This is a genomic window from Butyrivibrio sp. Su6, assembly GCF_900108105.1.
Lineage (GTDB): Bacteria > Bacillota > Clostridia > Lachnospirales > Lachnospiraceae > Butyrivibrio.
Genome location: NZ_FNUR01000002.1, coordinates 1 through 21,086 on the forward strand (window position 1 = coordinate 1; position 21,086 = coordinate 21,086).

The 21,086-nt window shown below is 41.4% G+C and carries 13 protein-coding genes; 10 read left to right on the top strand and 3 right to left on the bottom strand.

Annotation, left to right across the window (positions count from 1 at the left end):
- Positions 1–359: 359 nt before the first annotated feature.
- The gene (locus C4S54_RS02395) at positions 360–1,676 is read right to left on the bottom strand and encodes a glycoside hydrolase family 5 protein (RefSeq protein WP_103868109.1); all 1,317 of its coding nucleotides are present in this window, start codon (positions 1,674–1,676) and stop codon (positions 360–362) included.
- Between the two features lie 53 nt (positions 1,677–1,729).
- Positions 1,730–4,495: a carboxylesterase family protein gene (locus C4S54_RS16365; RefSeq protein ID WP_160110652.1), complete on the bottom strand. Its 2,766-nt coding sequence runs from the start codon at positions 4,493–4,495 to the stop codon at positions 1,730–1,732.
- 374 nt (positions 4,496–4,869) lie between these two features.
- Here C4S54_RS16365 and C4S54_RS02405 point away from each other — a divergent pair, with 374 nt between their 5' ends.
- Positions 4,870–6,318, top strand: coding sequence for a glycoside hydrolase family 43 protein (locus tag C4S54_RS02405; protein WP_242973722.1), 1,449 nt, complete (start codon positions 4,870–4,872; stop codon positions 6,316–6,318).
- A 452-nt stretch (positions 6,319–6,770) separates the two neighbouring features.
- On the opposite strand, the gene C4S54_RS02410 is transcribed toward C4S54_RS02405, so the two are convergent.
- Positions 6,771–7,727 (bottom strand): helix-turn-helix transcriptional regulator, encoded by a 957-nt coding sequence (locus tag C4S54_RS02410; protein ID WP_103868111.1) that lies wholly within the window; start codon positions 7,725–7,727, stop codon positions 6,771–6,773.
- Positions 7,728–8,051: 324 nt separating this feature from the next.
- On the opposite strand from C4S54_RS02410, the gene C4S54_RS02415 reads away from it, so the two are divergent.
- The 9 genes from C4S54_RS02415 to C4S54_RS02455 are packed head-to-tail and all read left to right on the top strand — an operon-like array spanning position 8,052 to position 21,048.
- Positions 8,052–9,500, top strand: coding sequence for an endo-1,4-beta-xylanase (locus C4S54_RS02415; RefSeq protein ID WP_103868112.1), 1,449 nt, complete (start codon positions 8,052–8,054; stop codon positions 9,498–9,500).
- 26 nt (positions 9,501–9,526) lie between these two features.
- The gene (locus C4S54_RS02420) at positions 9,527–12,475 is read left to right on the top strand and encodes an extracellular solute-binding protein (RefSeq protein ID WP_103868113.1); all 2,949 of its coding nucleotides are present in this window, start codon (positions 9,527–9,529) and stop codon (positions 12,473–12,475) included.
- Between the two features lie 26 nt (positions 12,476–12,501).
- On the top strand, positions 12,502–13,440 hold the full coding sequence (locus C4S54_RS02425; RefSeq protein ID WP_022772464.1) for a carbohydrate ABC transporter permease: 939 nt from the start codon (positions 12,502–12,504) through the stop codon (positions 13,438–13,440).
- Position 13,441: 1 nt separating this feature from the next.
- Positions 13,442–14,305, top strand: coding sequence for a carbohydrate ABC transporter permease (locus C4S54_RS02430; protein WP_022772462.1), 864 nt, complete (start codon positions 13,442–13,444; stop codon positions 14,303–14,305).
- Positions 14,306–14,324: 19 nt separating this feature from the next.
- Positions 14,325–15,839 carry a hypothetical protein gene (locus C4S54_RS02435; RefSeq protein ID WP_103868114.1) on the top strand — a complete coding sequence of 505 codons (1,515 nt, stop codon included), beginning with the start codon at positions 14,325–14,327 and terminating at the stop codon, positions 15,837–15,839.
- A 4-nt stretch (positions 15,840–15,843) separates the two neighbouring features.
- A complete protein-coding gene (locus C4S54_RS02440) occupies positions 15,844–16,503 on the top strand; it encodes a Yip1 family protein (RefSeq protein WP_103868115.1) in 660 nt (219 codons plus the stop codon).
- A gap of 21 nt (positions 16,504–16,524) precedes the next feature.
- Positions 16,525–19,122, top strand: coding sequence for a DUF5696 domain-containing protein (locus C4S54_RS02445; protein WP_103868116.1), 2,598 nt, complete (start codon positions 16,525–16,527; stop codon positions 19,120–19,122).
- A gap of 14 nt (positions 19,123–19,136) precedes the next feature.
- Entirely contained in the window at positions 19,137–20,045 is a 909-nt protein-coding gene (locus C4S54_RS02450; protein WP_103868117.1) for a carbohydrate ABC transporter permease, read from the top strand.
- Positions 20,038–21,048 carry a carbohydrate ABC transporter permease gene (locus C4S54_RS02455; protein ID WP_103868118.1) on the top strand — a complete coding sequence of 337 codons (1,011 nt, stop codon included), beginning with the start codon at positions 20,038–20,040 and terminating at the stop codon, positions 21,046–21,048. Before C4S54_RS02450 ends, C4S54_RS02455 begins: the two co-directional genes overlap by 8 nt.
- Positions 21,049–21,086 lie beyond the last annotated feature (38 nt).

Genomic DNA, 21,086 nt, shown 5'->3' on the forward strand with positions numbered 1-21,086 from the left:
AAATCAGAACCAGGTCTTTTTACAAACGGTGATGGATCCGCAACAATAGAATCAATAGTTTCAAAAAACTTCTTTTTGATGTATGATGCTTTCATGAGTGCCTCCTTAAATCAATGTGTGGTCGGATACCTTTGATTTAAGGGGCCGCCTTTGCTAAAGCTTCTTTAGCAAAGGCGGCCGCACTTTTTGAGGCCTGTGTCAAGCCCTAATTTAAAAATTTTCAAATAAAAAAGTGATTCTTACGTTCTTTGTAGAATCACTTTTTCTTTTGCAATAATGTTTTTGATATGAAAGTATATATGAATTTCCTTAACTAAATGACATTGGGGACGTCCCCATGGTCCATTCCCAAGGTCCATTTATTTTTCTTCGTTGTATACAGCCATTATGGCGTCTGCAACGTCTTCTCTGTACCAGGAGCAGTCATTTCTGTTAAAGATAGCGAAGTGCTCATTGCCTGATTCGAAGAGACCGTTGTCCCACCAGAAGCATGGGATGCCAACTTTTTTTGCTCTTGTAAGATACTCTGTAACCCAGTTGCAGACTTCCTGGGAGTTTCCATTTTTGTCTTCGGCGCCATACTCTGTAAGGAGTACCGGGATACCTTTAACTCCAAAGATTCTCTGAAGATCCTGCATTACACCGGCAATATCTCCTTTGTGGGAACCATCCCATGTGTCATAGGAATTACCGGATGCAGAGTAAGTAAAGTCGTAAGGTGTATACGCATGGATAGAAACAGCAAGATGGTCATCCTCAGGAATCTTCATGCTTCCAATAGTAGGAATAACATGGGATGATGCAAAACTTGTAATGAGAACAAGTCTCTTTTCATTGTTTCCACCTGTTGAACGAACAGCATCTACAAAAGTCTGATTAAGTCTGTCCAGGCACTTTCTGCCTTCACCTGTTCCTCCGCTCCATTCGTTTGTGCCTCCCTTTACTCGGGGCTCGTTTAAGCCTTCAAAAATGAGGTGGTCGCCATATTTTTCAAATCTGTTTGCAATCTGAACCCAGATAGCTTTTACTTCTTCATCTACGGCATCGATGTGGGCATCATCAGGAATTCTCCATTCCTCTTCGTGGTGAGAATTGATGATAACGTACATATTGTCATCAAGAGCATAATTTACAACTTCTTCAACCCTGTCAAACCAGGCTTCATCGATGGTATAGTCAGGTGCTGCGCCTAAATGGTCAGCCCATGTCACAGGGATTCTTATGCAGTCAAAGCCTTTTTCGTTAACTGCGTCAATCATCTCTTTGGTTGTTTTGGGATTGCCCCAATAGGTCTCGGCCTCAACTCCTGATGTTCCGAAGGAATCGAATGTGTTTCCCAGGTTCCATCCGGTTTTCATCTCTGCGACAAGATCTGTTGGTGTGATATCTCTCATATCGTATTTGTCCTTTGCCGGTTCTGGTTTTGCAGTAACATCGTCGGCTGTTGATTCGCTGCTTGCCTCTGTAGAAGCGTCGTTTGCCGCATTCGCACTTACTTCAGTAGTAGATGCCGCTGCATCTGAGGATTCTACTGATGCCTGCTCAGTGGCAGTTTCCGCACCATTGCTGGCAGCTTCATTACCTGCATTTCCGGAAGCTGGCTGAGCAGCAGGCGCCCCGCACCCTGTCAAAAGAGCAAGAATAAGAGGTAAGGTCAATAATTTCTTTCTTTTCATAACAAACTCCTTGTAGATCAATGAATATATTTCTACATTCTTGAATTTTTGATTCAAGAATGCAAAATTTCTATAGAAGCAAGTGAACAATTTCCTGTGCCATTGTATGTGAGATAGAGCGGATATGTTCCGCTTATCTTGGCAAAAGAGCTTTCAAAAGCTGTCCAGATATTTGAACCATGAGCACTGATACTGCATATAGGTTCTCCATCCAGAGATGTTCTTACTTCAAATGTACCGTTAAAATATGCTCGGGTCTTAATGCGAAGACCTGTTGCATCCTTTAACTCAAAATACTTAAATCCAATGGTTGTGCCATCCACGATATCCTTGATGTAGCCATTGTTTGGTGTGTTGTCGCCGCCTTCCTGTACAACTCTTGGGGCGCTTGCTTCAACATATATTTTATGGTCATTAGTGAATATGTTACAAGCAATATATGACGGATATTCGCCAACATCAGAAAGTGGTCCGCCGTTAAGTCCGCAGGAAGTGATCTCAACCTGCTTGATGGATCCGTCGCTTTCAAAATGAATCTTTTCAGCGCAGCCCTGTCTGCTGAACCAGGTTCCATTTGTGTGTCTGTGGTAAAAGATATACCAATCACCGTCAATCTCCACAATGCTTCCGTGGTTGTTGGCACCATAAGCTGTAGCTTCGTCAGCCTTTTTATAGCTGTCGATATGAAGATCGCAGTTACTTACGATAACACCGCCGTAGGTGTATGGTCCGTAGATGCTCTTTGAAGTAGCATAGCAGAGCTCATGCATTACTTCTGAGGAGTAAACAAAATAGTAGGTGTCATCATGCTTTCTGATAGAAGGTGCCTCAAAGAAAGCGTGTTTTTCAAAGCCTGTACCTTCGCTGTAGCAATTGCCGGGAGCAATAAACTCAGGAGCTTTTTTAATTGTAAGCATGTCTTTATCAAGAACTGTGAGCATAGCGCCATGTCTTGACTTATCGCCCTGTCCGCAGAAGCCTGTGAAAAGATATGTATCATCCCCTTCAGTTAATACGCCCGGGTCAAACTGTGGCTCATCGCCTTCCTTGTCGCCAAGCTTTGTACCATCTTCATAGTGCACGTATCCGTAGAACTCAAAAGGTCCAACAGGAGTGTCGCTGACAGCAACAGATACAACGCAGACTTTATCAAGTACATAGTAGAGATAATATCTTCCATCAGGACCCACTGTGACGTCAGGTGCATAGAGGCACATATGTCCGTCAGGGTTAAGTGGATCAGCTGTCTTTGGATAGATCACACCCTCGTATTTCCAGTTGCCAAGGTCTTTCATAGGTGCTGACCAGCATACATAATCGCCGAGGCAGAAGGTTTCGCCCTGATACAGATCGTGTGATCCATATACGTAAACTCTGTCGCCAAATACGTAAGGCTCTCCGTCCGGGATATATTCCCATGATGGAAGATAGGGATTTACTGCCTGATTGCGGCTGTTCTGTCTTATACCGCCCTCAAATTTAGGCGTAGCGCCTCTGCCAAGAAACTCCATCTCGTGAGGAGATGAGGTCTTATAAGGCTCCCAGGTCGGCAAATCTTCGCCGTTAGGATCACCTGTCTTTACAAAGTTTGCAAAATAGCTGCTCATCTGGTCTGCCAGATCAAAATGTCTTCCCTTGTAAGGTCTGTGGCACATTCCAAGCGTGTCAAAGAAGAACCATAGATCGCATGAATGGAAGGTTCCGGGATAAGCATCGCCCTTGTGACCATCCCCCGGAATATCCGGATTAAATCTGTAGTAGTAGAACTTCTGACCTGCATCATTTTTATTTGCATCAGTAAATGCGCTCTTTACAGAGGACTCAACCATACTGATTCCGTCAATTGTAAATTCATCTGCAGTGTTTCCTGAGATAACAGGAACGTCTGCGCAATCTCTTTTTACAAATCTCTCAACAGGGTCCCCTGTACAGAACTTGCCATCTACAATCGGATACATTCTGGGATGGTCTTTGATAAATTTGTTATAGCCATCAAGAAGTTCCTTGGAAGTAAGCTTTCTTGCTTCTTCAAGATTTTTTACGCCGAGAGATTCAAAGAATTTTTCGCCAAGGTCCTCGGCCTGCTCAAGGTTAAGAGGCCTGAATATATCATCTTCTGCGTTTACATGTCTGATAATACCGCTAAAAATGGCAGCGCCCTTAATAATGTCACGGTTACCATCGTGAGTAAGCTGGTGCATAACGCTTGATCCGCCGGCAGACTGTCCTGCTATTGTGATCTTTGAAGGATCTCCGCCAAAAGCGGCAATGTTTCTGCTAACCCAGTGGAGACCTGCCTTCTGGTCAAGAAGACCAAAGTTTGCAGGTGCATCAGGATTTTCTTTTGTTATCTCCTTGTGAGCCAAAAATCCAAAGCATCCAAGTCTGTAGGCTATGCTGACAACAACGATTCCTTTTCTTGCAAGAGCTTCTCCGTTAAATTCCATTTCAGCGGTGTAACCCCACTGAAAACCGCCGCCGTAGTACCATACTAAAACAGGAAGTTTCTCATCAGCTCTTTTGGCTGGTGTCCAGATATTTAAATACAGGCAGTCCTCTGACTTGGCAATTTCAGGATCCACATGCCATTCTCTGTCATAGAGTCCATCTCCGGTTCCGGGAGTATCCTGATATGAGATCGGCCCAAATTCAAAAGCATCAAGAGGTTCCTCCCAGTCTTTACATGGCTGTGGAGCCTTGAAACGATTCTCCCCAATAGGTGCTTCAGCAAAAGGAATGCCTCGGTAAACAGTTACCCTCGGATCATTGCCCGGAAGGCCATTAACAAGCCCGTTTTCTACGCGTGTTTTTCTAAGCATTTTATAATCTCCCCAATACATAATAATAATGTTTATACCCTACCGTAATTTTCTATTTTTTCAGCCTGGCCTTCCAATCAAATATTGCTACACACTGCGTAAAGCTTGCTAAATTGGGGACTTCCGCAATTACTGAAACAAAATCAGCAACTTTTTGGTGGTTTTGAACCTGTAAAATTCGATATATTTTCTTTTGACAAACTCTAAAGAAGCAATGGGGCATGGCTATGCATTGGTTTAAATCGATAAAAACCGGGAATCCTCTTATACACCTAATTATTGCTACTTTTGCGCTATTGCTTCTTGGAGGTTGTGGATATTATGAGGGAGAGATGCCATCTTTCGCGAATGCTGAGATGGCGGGGGAAATTTCGATGGAAGTATTAGATAGAGTGGAGATTATGAAAAGCTACAAGAAGATTACAGAACACAATCCAATTATGGTACAGAGATTTGGGGCAGATCCATATGCCCTTGTTTATGGTGATAGAGTCTATATCTACATGACAGGAGATAAGCCTTCTTACAATGCTGATGGAACAGTAAAAGAGAATACTTATAGCAATATAAATACAATTAATGTGGTGTCTTCAGAGGACCTTGTTAACTGGACAGACCATGGGACTATTTATGCTGCAGGAACAAACGGAGCAGCTTCCTGGGGAGCTAATTCATGGGCGCCCGCAGCAGCTTACAAGAAAATAGATGGCAAGGATAAGTTCTTTTTATATTTTGCTAATAATGGAAACGGAATCGCTGTTCTCACAGCAGACAGCCCGGTTGGACCATTTACAGATCCTTTAAATGGCCCACTGATTTCAAGAGATACACCTACATGCGCGGAAGTAACATGGCTATTTGATCCTGCTGTACTTATGGACGATGACGGAGAAGCCTATATTTATTTTGGCGGCGGAGTTCCTTGTAAGGAAAAAGCTTCAAATCCGGGAACAGCAAGAGTTGCAAAACTAGGAAAAGACATGATAAGCCTTGATGGTGATCCAAAGCCTATCGAGAATGTTCCATATCTTTTTGAAGATTCAGGAATAAACAAAATTGGCGGTGCTTACTATTATTCATATTGCTCAAACTTTGATGTACCTGCAGGAGCAGAGTCTGAACTTGGCTTCTCACAGGGAGAAATAGTGACAATGAAGTCAGATTCTCCTATGGGACCTTTTGAACCGGCCCACGCCGTTCTTAAGAATCCTCAGGTGTTCTTTGGTCAGGGTGGAAACAACCATCACTGTATGTTTGAATTTGACGGACAGTGGTATATCACATATCATTCAAGAATTCTTGAAAAAGAAATGGGAATCCTTCAGGGATACAGAAGCACAAATATCGACAGTCTGATGCTGGGCGGAGACCTTGAGCCAACAGCCAGCATAGGCACAAGACATGGCGTTGAGCAGACAAAAGCCTTTGATCCATATAAAGAAATTCCTGCAGTAACCATGAGCAACTGCGCTGATATCAAGACTACCCAGTATGGCGAAGTTGCCAAAAAGTATGGTTCAGGAGAGATGGTCCTTACAGGAATTCAGGACGGATCCTGGACAAGCTTTTCTGGAGTGGATTTTGGAAATGGCGGTGCAAGCGCAGTTGACGTTAAAGTACTTGGAAGTGGAAAGGGCTCTATAAGAATCTGCCTTGACACCCCATCATCTGATGAAATTGCTGCTATTCCTGTATCAGTAGATTCAAAAGAGCCTGTAGTAGTTCATTATGATTTTGATGAAAAAATAACTGGTAAACACAATGTATTCTTCGTGTTTGAAGGTGAAGGATATCAGGTGTACTCTTATGAGTTTGTTAAGTGACTCCTAATATCAAAAGAAGTTCTTTAAGCAATAGGAATGTGTATGCAGAATAATAAGGAAGTTCATTAGGTAATAGAATATGTATCTGGAATCATAAAGAAGATATTACCACTAAGCATGATATTATAAACCTTGCGGGTAAGATACAAAAAGTAGACATTTTTACCCACTGTTTAAAGAAGGGCATGGGTAAAAATTATAAATGTACGACATTTACCCGAGAATAATTGATGCGCTTGGGTAAATAGTATAAAGATGGCTTTTTTACCCGATGTTCAGCTTAACGGTTCGGGTAAAAAGGCTGATAATTGTTTTTTTACCCATGAATGATAGAATAGCACGGGTAAAACTCTGGAAAAATGATGTATTACCCAGTGGGGATTTGGATATAAGTTTGAGTGGGCGTGTCCTTTCACGCAAATACACTATAATCTTGTGATTTGCCAAGTGTTTTATTTAGCTCTTACATCTCCGCGTTCTCGGCCGAGGCCGCCGGAGTAGAGGGCACGGTACTCGCCAGGAGTGCAGCCCTTCTTTTGCTTGAAGGTCCTGTTAAAGGTAGAAATACTTGAAAACCCTGCCTGCAGCGCAATGTCCGTAATTGAGAGACGATCATCGGTCAAAAGAACTTCTGTGGCCTTGATTCTCTGATTTATCAGGTAGTCATAGAAGGTGCAGTTCATGTATTCTTTGAAGAGCCTTGAAAAATGGAACTTTGAAAAGCCGCTGAGGGCAGCAGCATCTTCAAGGGTAATGTCATATACATAATTGTTATCAATATAGTCGATAACAGAATTGAGTTTTTCAAAATACTCATTCCTCTTAACAGGAGTGCTCTCGGTAAAGAGATTGATCTTACTGAGGTGATATCTTGAAAGCATTGTCATGATCTGGAAGAGGTGTGAATAAATCGAGAACTCATAGAATTCTGTTTTCTGGAAGTATTCCTGCCAGATCAGAGAAAAGCTGTCATATATTTCATTATAAATAGGTGCATAGTTTTCAGGTGTGATGTGAATGCATTCCTGAAGCAGCTGAATAAGGCTTGTGTAGCCTCGAAGTGATGAAAAAAAGTCAATGTCAAAAAGGCATACATATCTGCAGCCTGTCTTGGGCGCATGAAGAGCGTGAGATTTTCTGGGAGGGACGATAATGATCTCGCCGGGCATTACATGGTGTGAAACGCCATCAATCTCAACATCATAATAATTCTCAATGGGAGAGATGATCTCCAAAGCATTGTGCCAATGAGATGAATAGTCGCATGAAAGTTCGTTGTACCAGATACGAAGCGCACTATCTTTTGGAAAAATCTGTTTTTCAACATTGTTGACCATTACTCGTGTTTTGTAATCGGTATTCTGTTGATAATATTCAAGCTTAACGGCTGGGTCTTTCCTAGGTGGCATAGCTGTAACCTCTCTTATTTCAGATACTATTTTACGAATAATTCATAAATTATGATAACATCTTGTGACTAGTAAAACTTCTCAAAAATTGCTATTCTCTATTCTTTTCTGCTCATATTAGATAATACATTCTAGAACATCCCTATGCCAATTGTGGAAAATGCACAAAAAATAAGGGGCAATTTCTGTCACCTAATCGCAATATCTGAATGTCGTCTGGCAACAACTGGTAAGCAAGTCAGGCCTGTAGCCTATATGCTATACATTGTCAACTTTAATATGTTTTAGCAAAAAGTGATTACTAGAAAGCGGGGAGGAAAGTTGATGGTTAAGGGGAAATATCTGGCAGTGATGGCTCTGGCAGCTGTAGTGGTGTCAACATCAGCCTGCGGCAGCGCGAGCAATGTAGCTGCATCTTCAGCAGAATCCGGCATAGAATCCAACATAGAATCAAATACAGAGTCAGGTGCGGAAGCACAGACACAAGAAGTATCAAATACAGAAGCATCTGCAAAAGAAGATACGAATATAGAAGGAAGTACACAGATGAGTACAGAAAAGCAAGATGTGGTAAAAGAAATACCGGCACTTCGTGATGCTGTAGAAAAAAAGATGGGATGCCGGATCGGATGTGCCATAACCGGAAAAGAACCCTGGGACTCAAAACTTTGGGATCTGGTAACAACTCACTTTAATGCAGTTACCCTTGGAAATGAATTAAAACCCGATTCGCTTTTTGGATATAGCGTAAGTAAATGTCCGGGAACAAAAGAGGCAGAACTAAACGGCGAAACAATTACAGTTCCCGTTCTTAATTACACGAATCCTGAAAAGATCCTGAACAAGATCCTTAAATGGAACGAAGCAAATCCTGACAGACAGATAAAGGTTAGAGGCCATGTACTTTTGTGGCATTCACAGACACCGGAGTGGTTCTTCCATGTGGACTACGACAAGACAAAAGATTATGTGACAGCCGAAGAAATGGACAAAAGACTTGAGTGGTACATAAGAGAAGTCCTTACACATTTCACAGGCGAAGGCAGTCCTTACAAAGATCTTTTCTATGGATGGGACGTAGTAAACGAAGCAGTGTCAGATTCAACCGGAACTTACAGAACCGATACAGAAAGACCTGAAGAGGATCTTTTGGAAGACAGACACGGCGGCAATTCAAGCTGGTGGCATGTATATCAGAATGAAGACTTCATAATAAATGCCTTTAAATATGCCAACAAATATGCACCTGCCGACCTTGAGCTTTACTACAACGACTATAACGAATGCGATGCCAAAAAGAGAGAAGGAATCATCAAACTCCTTGAGAAGCTAAAGGAAAATGAAGGAGCTCCGGGCGAAGGAACAAGAATCTCAGCCATGGGAATGCAGGGACATTACAGTATGGAAGGCCCTTCAGCAGCCGAGATGGAAACATCAATAAAAGCTTATGGAAAAGTCGTAGGAGCAGTTCAGGTTACAGAGTGGGATTTAAGAGCTACAGATGGTTATGATGGAAGCCCTGAAGCTATGGAAGAAGAGTATGAGAAACAAAGAAAGATCTACAACCTCATGTATTATTCTCTTCAATCTGCCAAGAACTCAGGTGTGAACATAACAGGCATGACTTTCTGGGGAACAATAGATACGCTTTCATGGCTTCAGTTCAGATCAAATGTAGGCGGTGGAAGCAATAAAGAGCAAAAACAATGCCCATTGCTTTTTGATGGAAATTACGAGCCTAAGCCGGCTTTCTGGGTATTTGCTCAAGAATAATAACTGTAAAAATAGGGACTAAAAACATGAACAAAACACTTAAAAAAGTTTTAATAGTTGTGGGAATCCTGGCAGTTATAGTATGCATATGCATTGGTCTTTCAAGCAGAAAGATCGAAGACTTCAGTGCCAAATATGCAGATGCCGATCTTACCGAAGAAATTGAAGGCATGGAAAGAGTTGGTGCCTACACCGGATATATAAATGAACATGCAAAAGATGCTTATCCACAGGAAAATGTGGAAGTCAGCCTTTTTGATTATCAGTCAACAGGTGAGGTGCACAAAGAATCAGTTGCATCAAGAGATGGCGTTTTCACAGGAACCGGTTCCGAAATCACATGGAACGTAAATGTTCCAACGGCCGGAATGTATCAGATAGATATCGACTACTACATACCGGAATCCAGAGGCGTTCCTGCAGAGAGAACTGTTTTGGTAAACGGTGAGATTCCATTTGAAGATGCAAGAAACATTTCTTTTACCAGAATGTGGATGGATGGTGGAGAGAAAAAGATTGATAACCAGGGTAATGAGATCCGCCCAAGACAGGTTGAGTACTTCGATTGGCAGAGCGCATTCTTCAGAGATGATATGGGATTTGTGGCAGAGCCTTATGTGTTCTACTTCGAAAAGGGCGATAACACTCTTACATTCGTGGCAGACAATGAGCCTATGGTCCTTTCAAGGGTTGAGCTTTGCGGAGTAAAAGAAACACCAAGCTACGAGCAGTATATCGCAAGCAATCAGGGCAGTGAAGGAACAGAAGCTGCAAAAACTTATCTTGAAGTAGTTCAGGGCGAGGATTCAACATTAAGGTCAGAATCTTCACTTTATGCAAAATATGACAGATCATCACCTACAACAGTTCCAAACAGTGTTACAACAACAGTTCTTAACTACGTTGGTGGTGAGGCCTGGAGAGCTTCCGGACAGTGGATCGAATGGAACTTTGAAGTTCCCGAAGATGGGTATTACAACATCACAGTCAAGGCAAGACAGAACTATGCAAGAGGCTCTGTATCAAATAGAAGCGTACTCATAGATGGAAAGGTTCCATTTAAAGAACTTGAAGAAATCTCTTTTGGCTACAGCAACGATTGGGATTGCATTACTCTCTCGGATGGAGATGGAAATCCATATGAGTTTTATCTGACAAAAGGAACACATACTGTAAGACTTGAGGCAACTCTTGGCGGTATGGGTGCAATCCTTGAGGAAATGGAAGATTCAACTTACAGACTGAATCAGATATACAGAAGAATTCTGGTATACACAGGTGCAAGACCTGATGTGTACAGAGATTATCACATTGATACAACTTATCCGGAAATTATGAAAGCCATGGATCTTGAGGCAAAAAGACTTTACAAGATCGTCGATGATATGGTTGCTTACTCCGGACAGAAAGCGGATAACATCGCAACAGCGCAGACTATCGCGCAGCAGCTTGAAAGATTTATAGAAAAGCCTCAAAAGATCACAACAGAGTTTGTTACATTCAAGGACAACATAACATCTCTTGGTACAGCATCTCTTAAGATGAGTGAGACAAAGCTTGATGTGGATTACCTGGTGATTTCAGGAACGGATGCTAAGGTGAAAAAAGACAAGGCCAACTTCTTTACTAAAGCAGGCCATGAGATAAAGTCTTTTATCGCATCATTCTTTGTGGACTATAACTCAGTTGGTGATGTTTACGATGAGAACTCAAGCGACAAAGTAGTTAAGGTTTGGGTACTCACAGGTAGAGACCAGGGAACAATCCTTAAGTCCATGGTTGATGATGATTTTACTCCAAATTCAGGAGTAAAGGTAAACGTAGAGATTGTAGATCCCGGAGCACTTCTTAATGCAGTACTTGCAGGACGAGGACCAAACGTAGTTTTATCAGTTGGTGCCGATCAGCCTGTAAACTACGCCCTCAGAGGTGCAGCAGAGGATATAACACAGTTTGATGGATGGGAAGAAGTTTTATCTCACTATTCAGAGAGCTCATATGAACAGTACAGACTTGACGGACATATTTATGGTATCCCGGAGACACAGGGCTTCAACGTAATGTTCTATAGAAAAGATGTACTGGAAGAGCTTGAGCTTGAAACACCACAGACATGGAAAGAGCTGATCGAGATGCTTCCTACGATTCAGGGAAATAACCTTTCAATAGGTATTCCTACAGCGGCAGGAAGTAGCGGAGCTGCAGCAGCGTCAACATCGATCATGTCAAATGTGCCTGACCTTTCAATGTACTTCTCACTACTTTATCAGTATGGCGGAGACATGTACAACGAGGCGGGAACAAAGACAACAGTTAATACCGAAGCCGGAGTAAAGGCATTCGATGACTACGTAAGATACTTTAACGACTACGGAATCCCAACTATCTACGACTTTGTAAGCAGATTCCGTGCAGGAGAAATGCCAATAGGTGTAGCACCATATTCAACCTACAACACACTTATGGTTTCTGCTCCTGAAATAAGAGGTCTCTGGGACTTCACATTGATCCCGGGAACCGAGAGAGTAGATGCAAACGGTAAAAAATATATCGACAGATCAGACTTCATCACAGGAAGCGCAACAATGATGATCGCAACAGAGGATGAAGAGCTCAGACAAAATTCATGGGAGTTCATGAAGTGGTGGGCAAATGCTGATACACAGGTAAGATTCGGTAGAGAGATCGAGGCACTCCTTGGTTCATCTGCAAGATATGCAACAGCAAACAGAGATGCATTCGAGAATCTTTCCTGGAGCGCTGACGATATCAAAGTTTTGAGCGAGCAGTGGGACAACACAGTTGGTATCAGAGAAGTTCCGGGTGGCTATTTCACAGGAAGACACATCTCAAATGCCATAAGAAAAGTAATCAACGATAAGGTTGATTCCAGAGAGACAATTATCGATTACTCGATTCTGATTGATGAAGAGATCAAGAAGAAACGTATTGAGTTTGGTATGCCGGTTGAATAAAAACAAAAACCGATGGAGAACTGACAATGAAGGAATATCTGCAGAAGTACATAAAGCTTCGAAAGCATAATTTTACAGTGGCACTTAAAAAGGCCAAAAACCGCAAGATGTGTTATCTCTTTCTTGCTCCATATGCAATATTGTTCACTATGTTCTATGTGTTTCCTGTAGTTGCATCAATCTACTACAGCTTCACATATTACAACATCCTTGAACCACCGAGATTTATCGGACTTCAGAACTACATAAGCCTTGTGCTCCAGGATGACATTTTCCTGATCGGTGTAAAAAATACACTGATGATCGCACTGATAACAGGACCTTTGGGCTACATTCTTTCTTTCCTGTTTGCATGGCTTATAAATGAGCTTCCAAGATGGATCAGAAGTATAGCAGTAATCGTATTCTATGCGCCATCAATCGCAGGTAACTGTTATGTTATCTTCTCAGTGTTCTTTAGAGGAGATGCTTACGGATACGTAAACGCTTTCCTGATGAGTGTGGGAATCATTGATGGTCCTAAGCTTTGGCTTATTGATCCACATTACATGCTTCCAATATGTATGCTGGTTATCCTCTGGATGAGTTTGGGAACAGGATTCCTTTCATTCGTAGCCGGACTTCAGGGCGTAGACAGAGCTCAGTTCGAAGCAGGATACATGGATGGAATAAAGAACAGATGGCAGGAGCTTTGGTATATCACACTTCCAAACATGAAACCAATGCTTATGTTCGGTGCAGTTATGTCCATCACATCATCATTTGGTGTCGCAGATGTGACTATGGCTCTTTGTGGATATCCAAGTACAGATTATGCTGCACGTACAATTGTTACTCATTTGTTTGACTATGGTTTTTCAAGATTTGAAATGGGTTATGCCTGCGCAATAGCAACAATATTGTTCCTTATGATGATACTTTGCAACAAGGCAATCCAGAGTCTTTTAAGGAGAGTTGGAACTTGATATGAGCAAGAAGCTAATTAAGAAAAGAAAACCGAACAGATCAATTGCAGGAGATATAGCACTTTACGTTTTCCTTGTACTTGTTGCCATAGTCATGGCTTTTCCGATCATATACGCAGTCAGCAGTGCACTTAAGCCTCTGGATGAACTTTTTAAATTCCCACCGAGAATTTTTCCTCAGCATCCTACGCTTGATAACTTCTCAGATTTGTTTGTAACAATGGGAAAATCCTGGGTCACATTTACAAGATACCTGTTCAACACAGTTTTTATTACATTTGTTGGAACAGCAGGGCACCTTATCATTGCCTCAATGGGAGCTTTCGTTCTTGCGAAATATGATTTCCCCGGAAACAAGGCATTTTTCAAACTTGTAACAGTAGCCATGATGTTCACAGGTTGGGTAACACAGATTCCTAACTACCTGATACTGAATAAACTTGGATGGATCGATACTTACTGGTCAATTATCATCCCGGCCTTCGCTTCACCAATGGGTCTTTTCCTTATGAAGCAGTTCATGGAAGGACTTCCTACATCACTTATAGAAGCAGCCAAGATTGACGGTGCCAATGAGTGGAAAGTATTTTCAGGAATAGTAATGCCAAACGTTAAGCCTGCGTGGATGACACTTATTATCTTCTCGGTTCAGGCTCTTTGGAACAACAAGGCATCAACATATATCTATTCAGAAGAAAGAAAAACTCTTGTATATGCCCTTCAGCAGATCCAGAGTGGAGGAATTGCAAGAACAGGACAGGGAGCAGCCGTTCTTGTGGTTGTTATGATCGTTCCAATCATTATCTTTGTATTCTCTGAGAGCCAGATCCTTGAGACAATGGCTAGCTCAGGTCTTAAAGATTAAAGCGAAAGGTCAAGGCGATATGCGTAAAAAGAATTTATTCATAAAAACTTTAGCAGCATTCATTGGTGTATCAGTTGTGCTTTTACAGCCTGTTACGGCCTGCGCAGAAGAGAAACACTACACATATAACTACGATTATTGGGGAGATGTTCAGGAGAGTCCTGATCTGTATTCTGTCAGCAAAGTACTCACATCTTCAGAGCTTGGACTTGATGTCAAACTAAAAAATCCTCAGGGACTGTTTGCTGACGGTAATTCCCTTTATCTGTGCGATACCGGTAATAACAGGATCATTGAATTAAACAGAGTATCACCTGAGAAGCTTGAAGTTGTAAGAGTTGTAGATTCAATAAAAGGCGGAAGCGGACCTGCAACCTTTAACAATCCCACTGATATCTCAGTTTCAGAAGATGGAAATATCTTCATAGCAGATCAGGGAAATGCAAGGATACTGAAGGTTGATAAGGACTTCAACTATCTGATGGAATTTATCAAACCCACAGATAATACCCTTGATCCTTCACTTGTTTTTCAGCCAAACAAACTGGTAGTTGATACGGCAGAGAGAGTTTACTGTATCGCATCAGGGATAAACAAAGGTCTTGTGAAGTACGAAAATGACGGTACTTTCTCAGGATTTGTAGGAGCGACACCTGTTAGCTTTGAGTGGACAGATTATATATGGAAGAAACTTGCTTCTCAGGAACAGAGAGCAAAACTTGAGTCATTCGTTCCTACAGAGTATGAAAACATCTACATGGACTATGAAGGTTTCATATATGCAACAAAAGCCCGCACGGAAGATCAGGCAAGATCTGATGAAAACGCTGTAAGAAAATTGAACCTTATGGGTGACGATATTCTGGTTTCCAATGGCAACTGGTCAGTGGGCGGAGATCTTTATCTTGGATCCGGCGGTGGATATGAAGGACCTTCAATCCTCACAGATGTAACAGTTATGGACAATGACATCTATGTGTGCCTTGACAGAAACAGAGGAAGACTCTTTGCATATGACGATCAGGGCAGAATGGTATTTGCCTTTGGCGGAAACGGAAATATGGATGGTTACTTTAGAAGACCATCAGCAATTGAGCACATTGGTCATGAGCTCTACGTAGTAGACAGTCTTGACTGCTCAATAACATCTTTTGTTCCTACTGAATTTGGAAACCTTGTATATAGCGCAATAGAGGAATTTGATAAGGGCAATTACGAGGCTTCAGGTAATTACTGGCAGCAGGTCATGGACCAGAACGGCAATTACGACCTTGCCTATATCGGAATCGGAAGAGCGCTTCTTCGTCAGGAACAGTATAAAGATGCCATGAAGTATTTCGAGCTTAAGTATGACAGAGAGAACTACTCAAAGGCCTATAAGCAGTACAGAAAAGAGTGGGTTGAGGCTCACATCGGATGGATAGTAGCAATTATCCTCATACTTTTCCTTGTGCCTCTTACCATAGGAAAGATAAAGAGCATCAAATGGCAGATTGATAATGCTGACATATTCAAAGTAGAAGAAAACAGGTGAAGCTATGATAGCAAATGTTAGAGAAAACCTTACTCCAAAAGAAAAATATATAGATTCCCTCAAGTTTGCACTTTACTGCACGACTCATCCTCTGGATGGCTTCTGGGATCTTACTCATGAAAAGAGAGGCACATATGCAGCAGCCAATACCATACTTGCGCTGGCGCTTCTCATAAGAATATTGAAGCTTCGCTATACGAGCTTTCTGTTTATGGAAGTTTACTGGGAAGACTTAAATATCTTCATGTATCTGGCAAGCGTAGTTTTTCCGCTTGCTCTCTGGGTACTTGGAAACTGGGGACTTACAACACTGTTCGATGGAAAAGGAAGACTTGGACAGGTTTACATGGCAACCTGCTACGCATTTACTCCATACGTCCTGATACAGTTTCCGCTCATGATATTCAGTAACTTTGTAACAGTTCAGGAAGCAGAATTCTACTCGGTTGTAAGCTTATTATCATTAATTTATTCAGCTCTTTTGATAATAGCGGCAATGGGGCAGATCCACGAGTATTCCGCAGGCAAGAACTTATTGTTCGTTGTAGCAACACTTTTTGCAATGCTGGTAATGATATTCATCCTGATGATCTTCTTTAGCATGGTCGCTCAGGGAATTGCATATTTCATTTCCCTGGGAAAAGAATTGATGTTCCGAATGTAGTAATAACAAGAGGTGACGGATTTGAAGACAGAAAATAAGAAACCAAAATATATATATATAGGTTCATTCCTGACAACTATAATAAAGCATTTGCCCTCAATTATTCTGGCTTTGATCATAGTTATTGCGGTCATATTTGTTATTAACTACAAGCCTGCAGTAGAGGAAAAAGAGCTGGTTCAGCCCTATACCTTTGAGGGAAATGACACACCTGTTGTAGTAGACAACGGTGAACTGAAACTCACAATGGATCCTTTGACAACAGCTTTTGAACTTGAGGTTAAGGATTCCGGAAAAGTATGGCGCTCAAATCCTGCGGATGTCTTAGAGGATACAGCAGCCCTTGATGATCAAAAGACATTCCTTCAGTCCCCGCTTGTTATGTCATATTCCATAACTCAGGGACTTGAGACAACCTACAGCACTTTTGGCTATAGCACAAACAACGGAATATACGAGATCGTTCCGGGGGACAATGAGATAAGGGTCAACTACTCCCTTGGTAATGTGGAAAAAGAATATGTGGTACCGCCGGTTATCACTGAAACAGAGATGAATGACTGGCTTTCAAAGATGGACAAAAAAGAAGCCGATCTTGTTAAGCAGTACTACAAGAAATACGACATCAACAAGCTCACAGCAAAAGACAACAAGGATGAGCTTTTAGCAAATTATCCAAGCATGGAAAATGAAGTTATCTACGTTCTCAGAAGCGGAACAAAAGAGAACGTGAAAAAGACCATTGAAGAGAAGTTTGCAGGAGTTGGTTACACATATGAGAACTTCCTTGCGGACAAAGAGCTTGATCTTTCAGTTAAGACTTCAGAAAACCCAGTGTTCAATGTCAGCGTAGTTTACAAGCTCGAGGGAAAAGATCTGGTGGTAGAAGTTCCACTTAAAGACCTTGAGTACGACAAAGAAACACCTATCTATACAATAACTCCTCTTCCATATTTTGGAGCAGGCGGTCCAAACGATAAAGGATTTATGTTTGTTCCTGAAGGTGGCGGAGCAACAATTAACTTCAACAACGGCAAGACTTCACAGAGCAGCTATTACACAAACGTTTATGGCTGGGATATGTGCCTTTCAAGAGATGCTGTAGTACACAACACAAGAGCATATTACGGTGTGTACGGTGTATCTGAAGGAAATGATTCTTTTATCTGCATCCTGGAAGAGGGAAGCCCATATGCTTCTATTCAGGCAGACATAGCAGGAAAGAACCACAGTTACAACTATGTAAATGCAAAATACAGTATCTGTCAGAGAGAAAAATATGATGTAGGCGATATCGCTAACTCAGATATTTATGAATATATAAGAGAGTTGCCGGATGAGACTCTGACTCAGAGGTACACCTTCGTAAATTCAGGAGATTATGTGGACATGGCAAAGTGCTATGGCAAGTATCTCCAGGACAAGTACGCAGGATATATGGACCTTGTTAGTGATGCAAGTACTCCTGTAGCTATTGAAATGGTGGGAGCCATCGACAAGGTTAAGCAGGTTGTGGGTGTTCCTGTATCAAGACCACTTAAACTCACAGGTTATAAAGATGCAGAAAATATAGTTGAAGACCTTAGTGCTAACGGCGTTTCAAACATGAAAGTAAAAATGCTTGGCTGGTGTAACGGCGGTGTTCAGCAAAAGATACTTAGGAAAACAAAAACAATTTCTGATCTTGGAAGCAAAAAAGACTTAAAGAACATGATAGCTTCTGCTAATGAAAAAGGAGCTGAAGTTTATCTAAATGGTGTAACACAGTACGCATATGACAGCAACCTTCTCGATGGATTCTTCTCTTTTAGAGATGCAGCAAAATTCATAAGTAAGGAAAGAGCTGAGCTTTACAATTACAGCCATGTAACTTATGCACAGAGGGAAAACACAGATAACAACTACTTCCTTCTTCACACGGATCTTTCAAAGAAGTTGTCAGATGTGCTTGTAAAGAGCAGTAGCAGTCTCGGTGCAGGTGCTTGCTTTGAAGATTTGGGAATGGATCTTTCGTCTGACTTCTCCAGAAAGAAGACCTACAGCAGAGAAGCTGTAAAGAACCTCCAGGTTGAGCAGCTTAAAGGATACGCAGATGGCGGATCAAAGCTCATGATAAACATGGGTAATGATTATGCAATTCCTTTCTGTTCCATGGTTACCGAGATGGACTTAAGAGGAAGTGAATACACGATCCTTGATGAGTGTGTTCCATTCTTCCAGATAGCAGTACACGGAAGAGTTGATTATACAGGTAATCCTATAAATATTTGCGGTAACGCTGAAAACGAAGTCTTATATAGTGCTGAGTATGGAGCAGGCCTGTGCTTTTCCTTCATGGAAGAGAGCTCTTTTGCCACTCAGAAAACTCTGTACACAGATTACTATGGTTCAACATATGATTCCTGGAAAGACAAGATGCTTGGTATCTACAACAGATACAATGCAGAACTGGGACACACATTCAATCAGGAAATGGTTGGACATAAGAACTTAAATTCAGATGTTTCATGTACAGAATATGCAGATGGAACACAAGTATACGTCAATTATGGTTACAGCGACTTTACTACAGATGAAGGCATAAAAGTACCGGCAAGAGACTATATCGTTAAGAGATAAGGAAGGCATCCTTTATGAGTAAGCAGACAAAAAAACTGGCGGGTTTACAAAAGCGAAAAGCCATATCGGGATATTGTTTCATATCACCATTTATTCTTGGTTTTTTGCTGTTCATGATAAAACCTCTTTTTGAATCCTGTTACATGAGTTTTTGTAATGTTGATCTGTCAGCAGGGAAGGTTACAAAGACATTTTCAGGAATCACCAATTACATATTTGCGTTCAGGGTTGACCCGGAATACAACAGGCTTTTGTGGGAGGAACTATCAAGAATGATGGTTTACTCACTGGCGATAATAGTATTCAGCTTCTTTGTGGCACTTGTACTGAATCAGAAATTTAAAGGAAGAGCCCTGGTAAGAGCAATATTCTTTTTACCTGTTATCCTTTCATCCGGCGTAATCGTGGGAATCGAATCAAACAATCAGCTCATGGCAAACCTGGCACAGAGTATTGAGCAGACAACAGAGGGCGTAAGTATTACAGGAGCTCTCGAATCAATACTTAGAACAACAGGCGTCGGTGTGAGAGCTTTCGAGCAGGTATTTGAAGTCATAGATAACATTTATGATGTGGCACTTGCTTCCGGAATTCAGATCATTATCTTTTTATCAGGTCTTCAGACAATCTCATCAAGTATGTATGAAGCTGCTGATATAGAAGGATGTACAAAGTGGGAGAGTTTGTGGAAGATAACATTTCCAATGATAAGCTCACTGTTTCTTGTTAACTGGATCTACACAGTTGTTGATTTCTGTATGAGATCAGATAACGGAGTAATCGAAAAGATCCAGAAGGTAATGATCGAGCAGCAGCAATATGGAAATGCTTCAGCAATGTCATGGATCTATTTCATCCTGGTACTTGCATTTGTGGGAATAACATCATTCTTTATTTCTAAGAGGGTTTACTACTATGACTAATGTAAAAACAAATAGTGCCTACGAAAAGCAGAGCTTTTGGGAGAGGAACAAACAGTCCGGAGGATATCTGCTTAGAAAAGTAATAGGAGAAAGAGCTGTAAGCATTATAAGATTCATTCTTCTTTTTGGAATGTGCTTCATGATCATTCAGCCGATCCTGAATAAAATATCTGTCAGCTTCATGACAGAGCAGGATCTTTATAATCCGGTTGTTATCTCGATCCCTGAGCACTTTACAACAGCTAACTACAGACTGGCAGCAGAGCTCATAAGCTTCAAGCAGGCGCTTTTAAACTCAACACTTATTTCGCTTACAATCGCAGCGCTTCAGATTGCAATGTGCACACTGGTTGGATATGGGTTCGCAAGATTTGAATTTCCTTTAAAGAAATTCTGGTTTGCATGTGTGATACTGGTAATCCTTATTCCACCACAGACCATTGCCAGCTCACTCCATCTGCACTTCAGATTTTTTGATGTACTTGGACTTTCACAGCTCATAACAGGTCAGACTATTAACCTGAGGGGTTCAAAACTTCCATATTATCTTATGAGCGCTGGATGCATGGGACTTAAGAATGGTCTTTATATCTACATGATAAGGCAGTACTTCAGAAATATTCCGGGAGATCTGGAAGAAGCTGCATATGTAGACGGCTGCGGAACATTTAAGACTTTTATAAGGATCATGCTTCCACAGGCAAAACCAATTCTTACATCATGTTTCCTCTTTGCCTTTGTTTGGCAGTGGACAGATGGTTTTTATTCAAGAATGTTCCTTGGAAACACAAAGCTTATAAGTACTGGTCTTTCAAGAATTGTGGACAGTCTCGGAGCATATATTCAGAGAATAAATGGTGTAAAGACAACAATTTCAATAGCATATTCAAACTGTATTCTTGCAACGGGAACACTTATGATCATCGTTCCGCTCATTGTTCTGTATCTTTTTGCACAGAGAGCATTTGTTGAGAGTATCAGTAATACAGGTATCAAGATGTAAGGTTCCACCCGGACAATAAGTCTGGATAACAATAATAT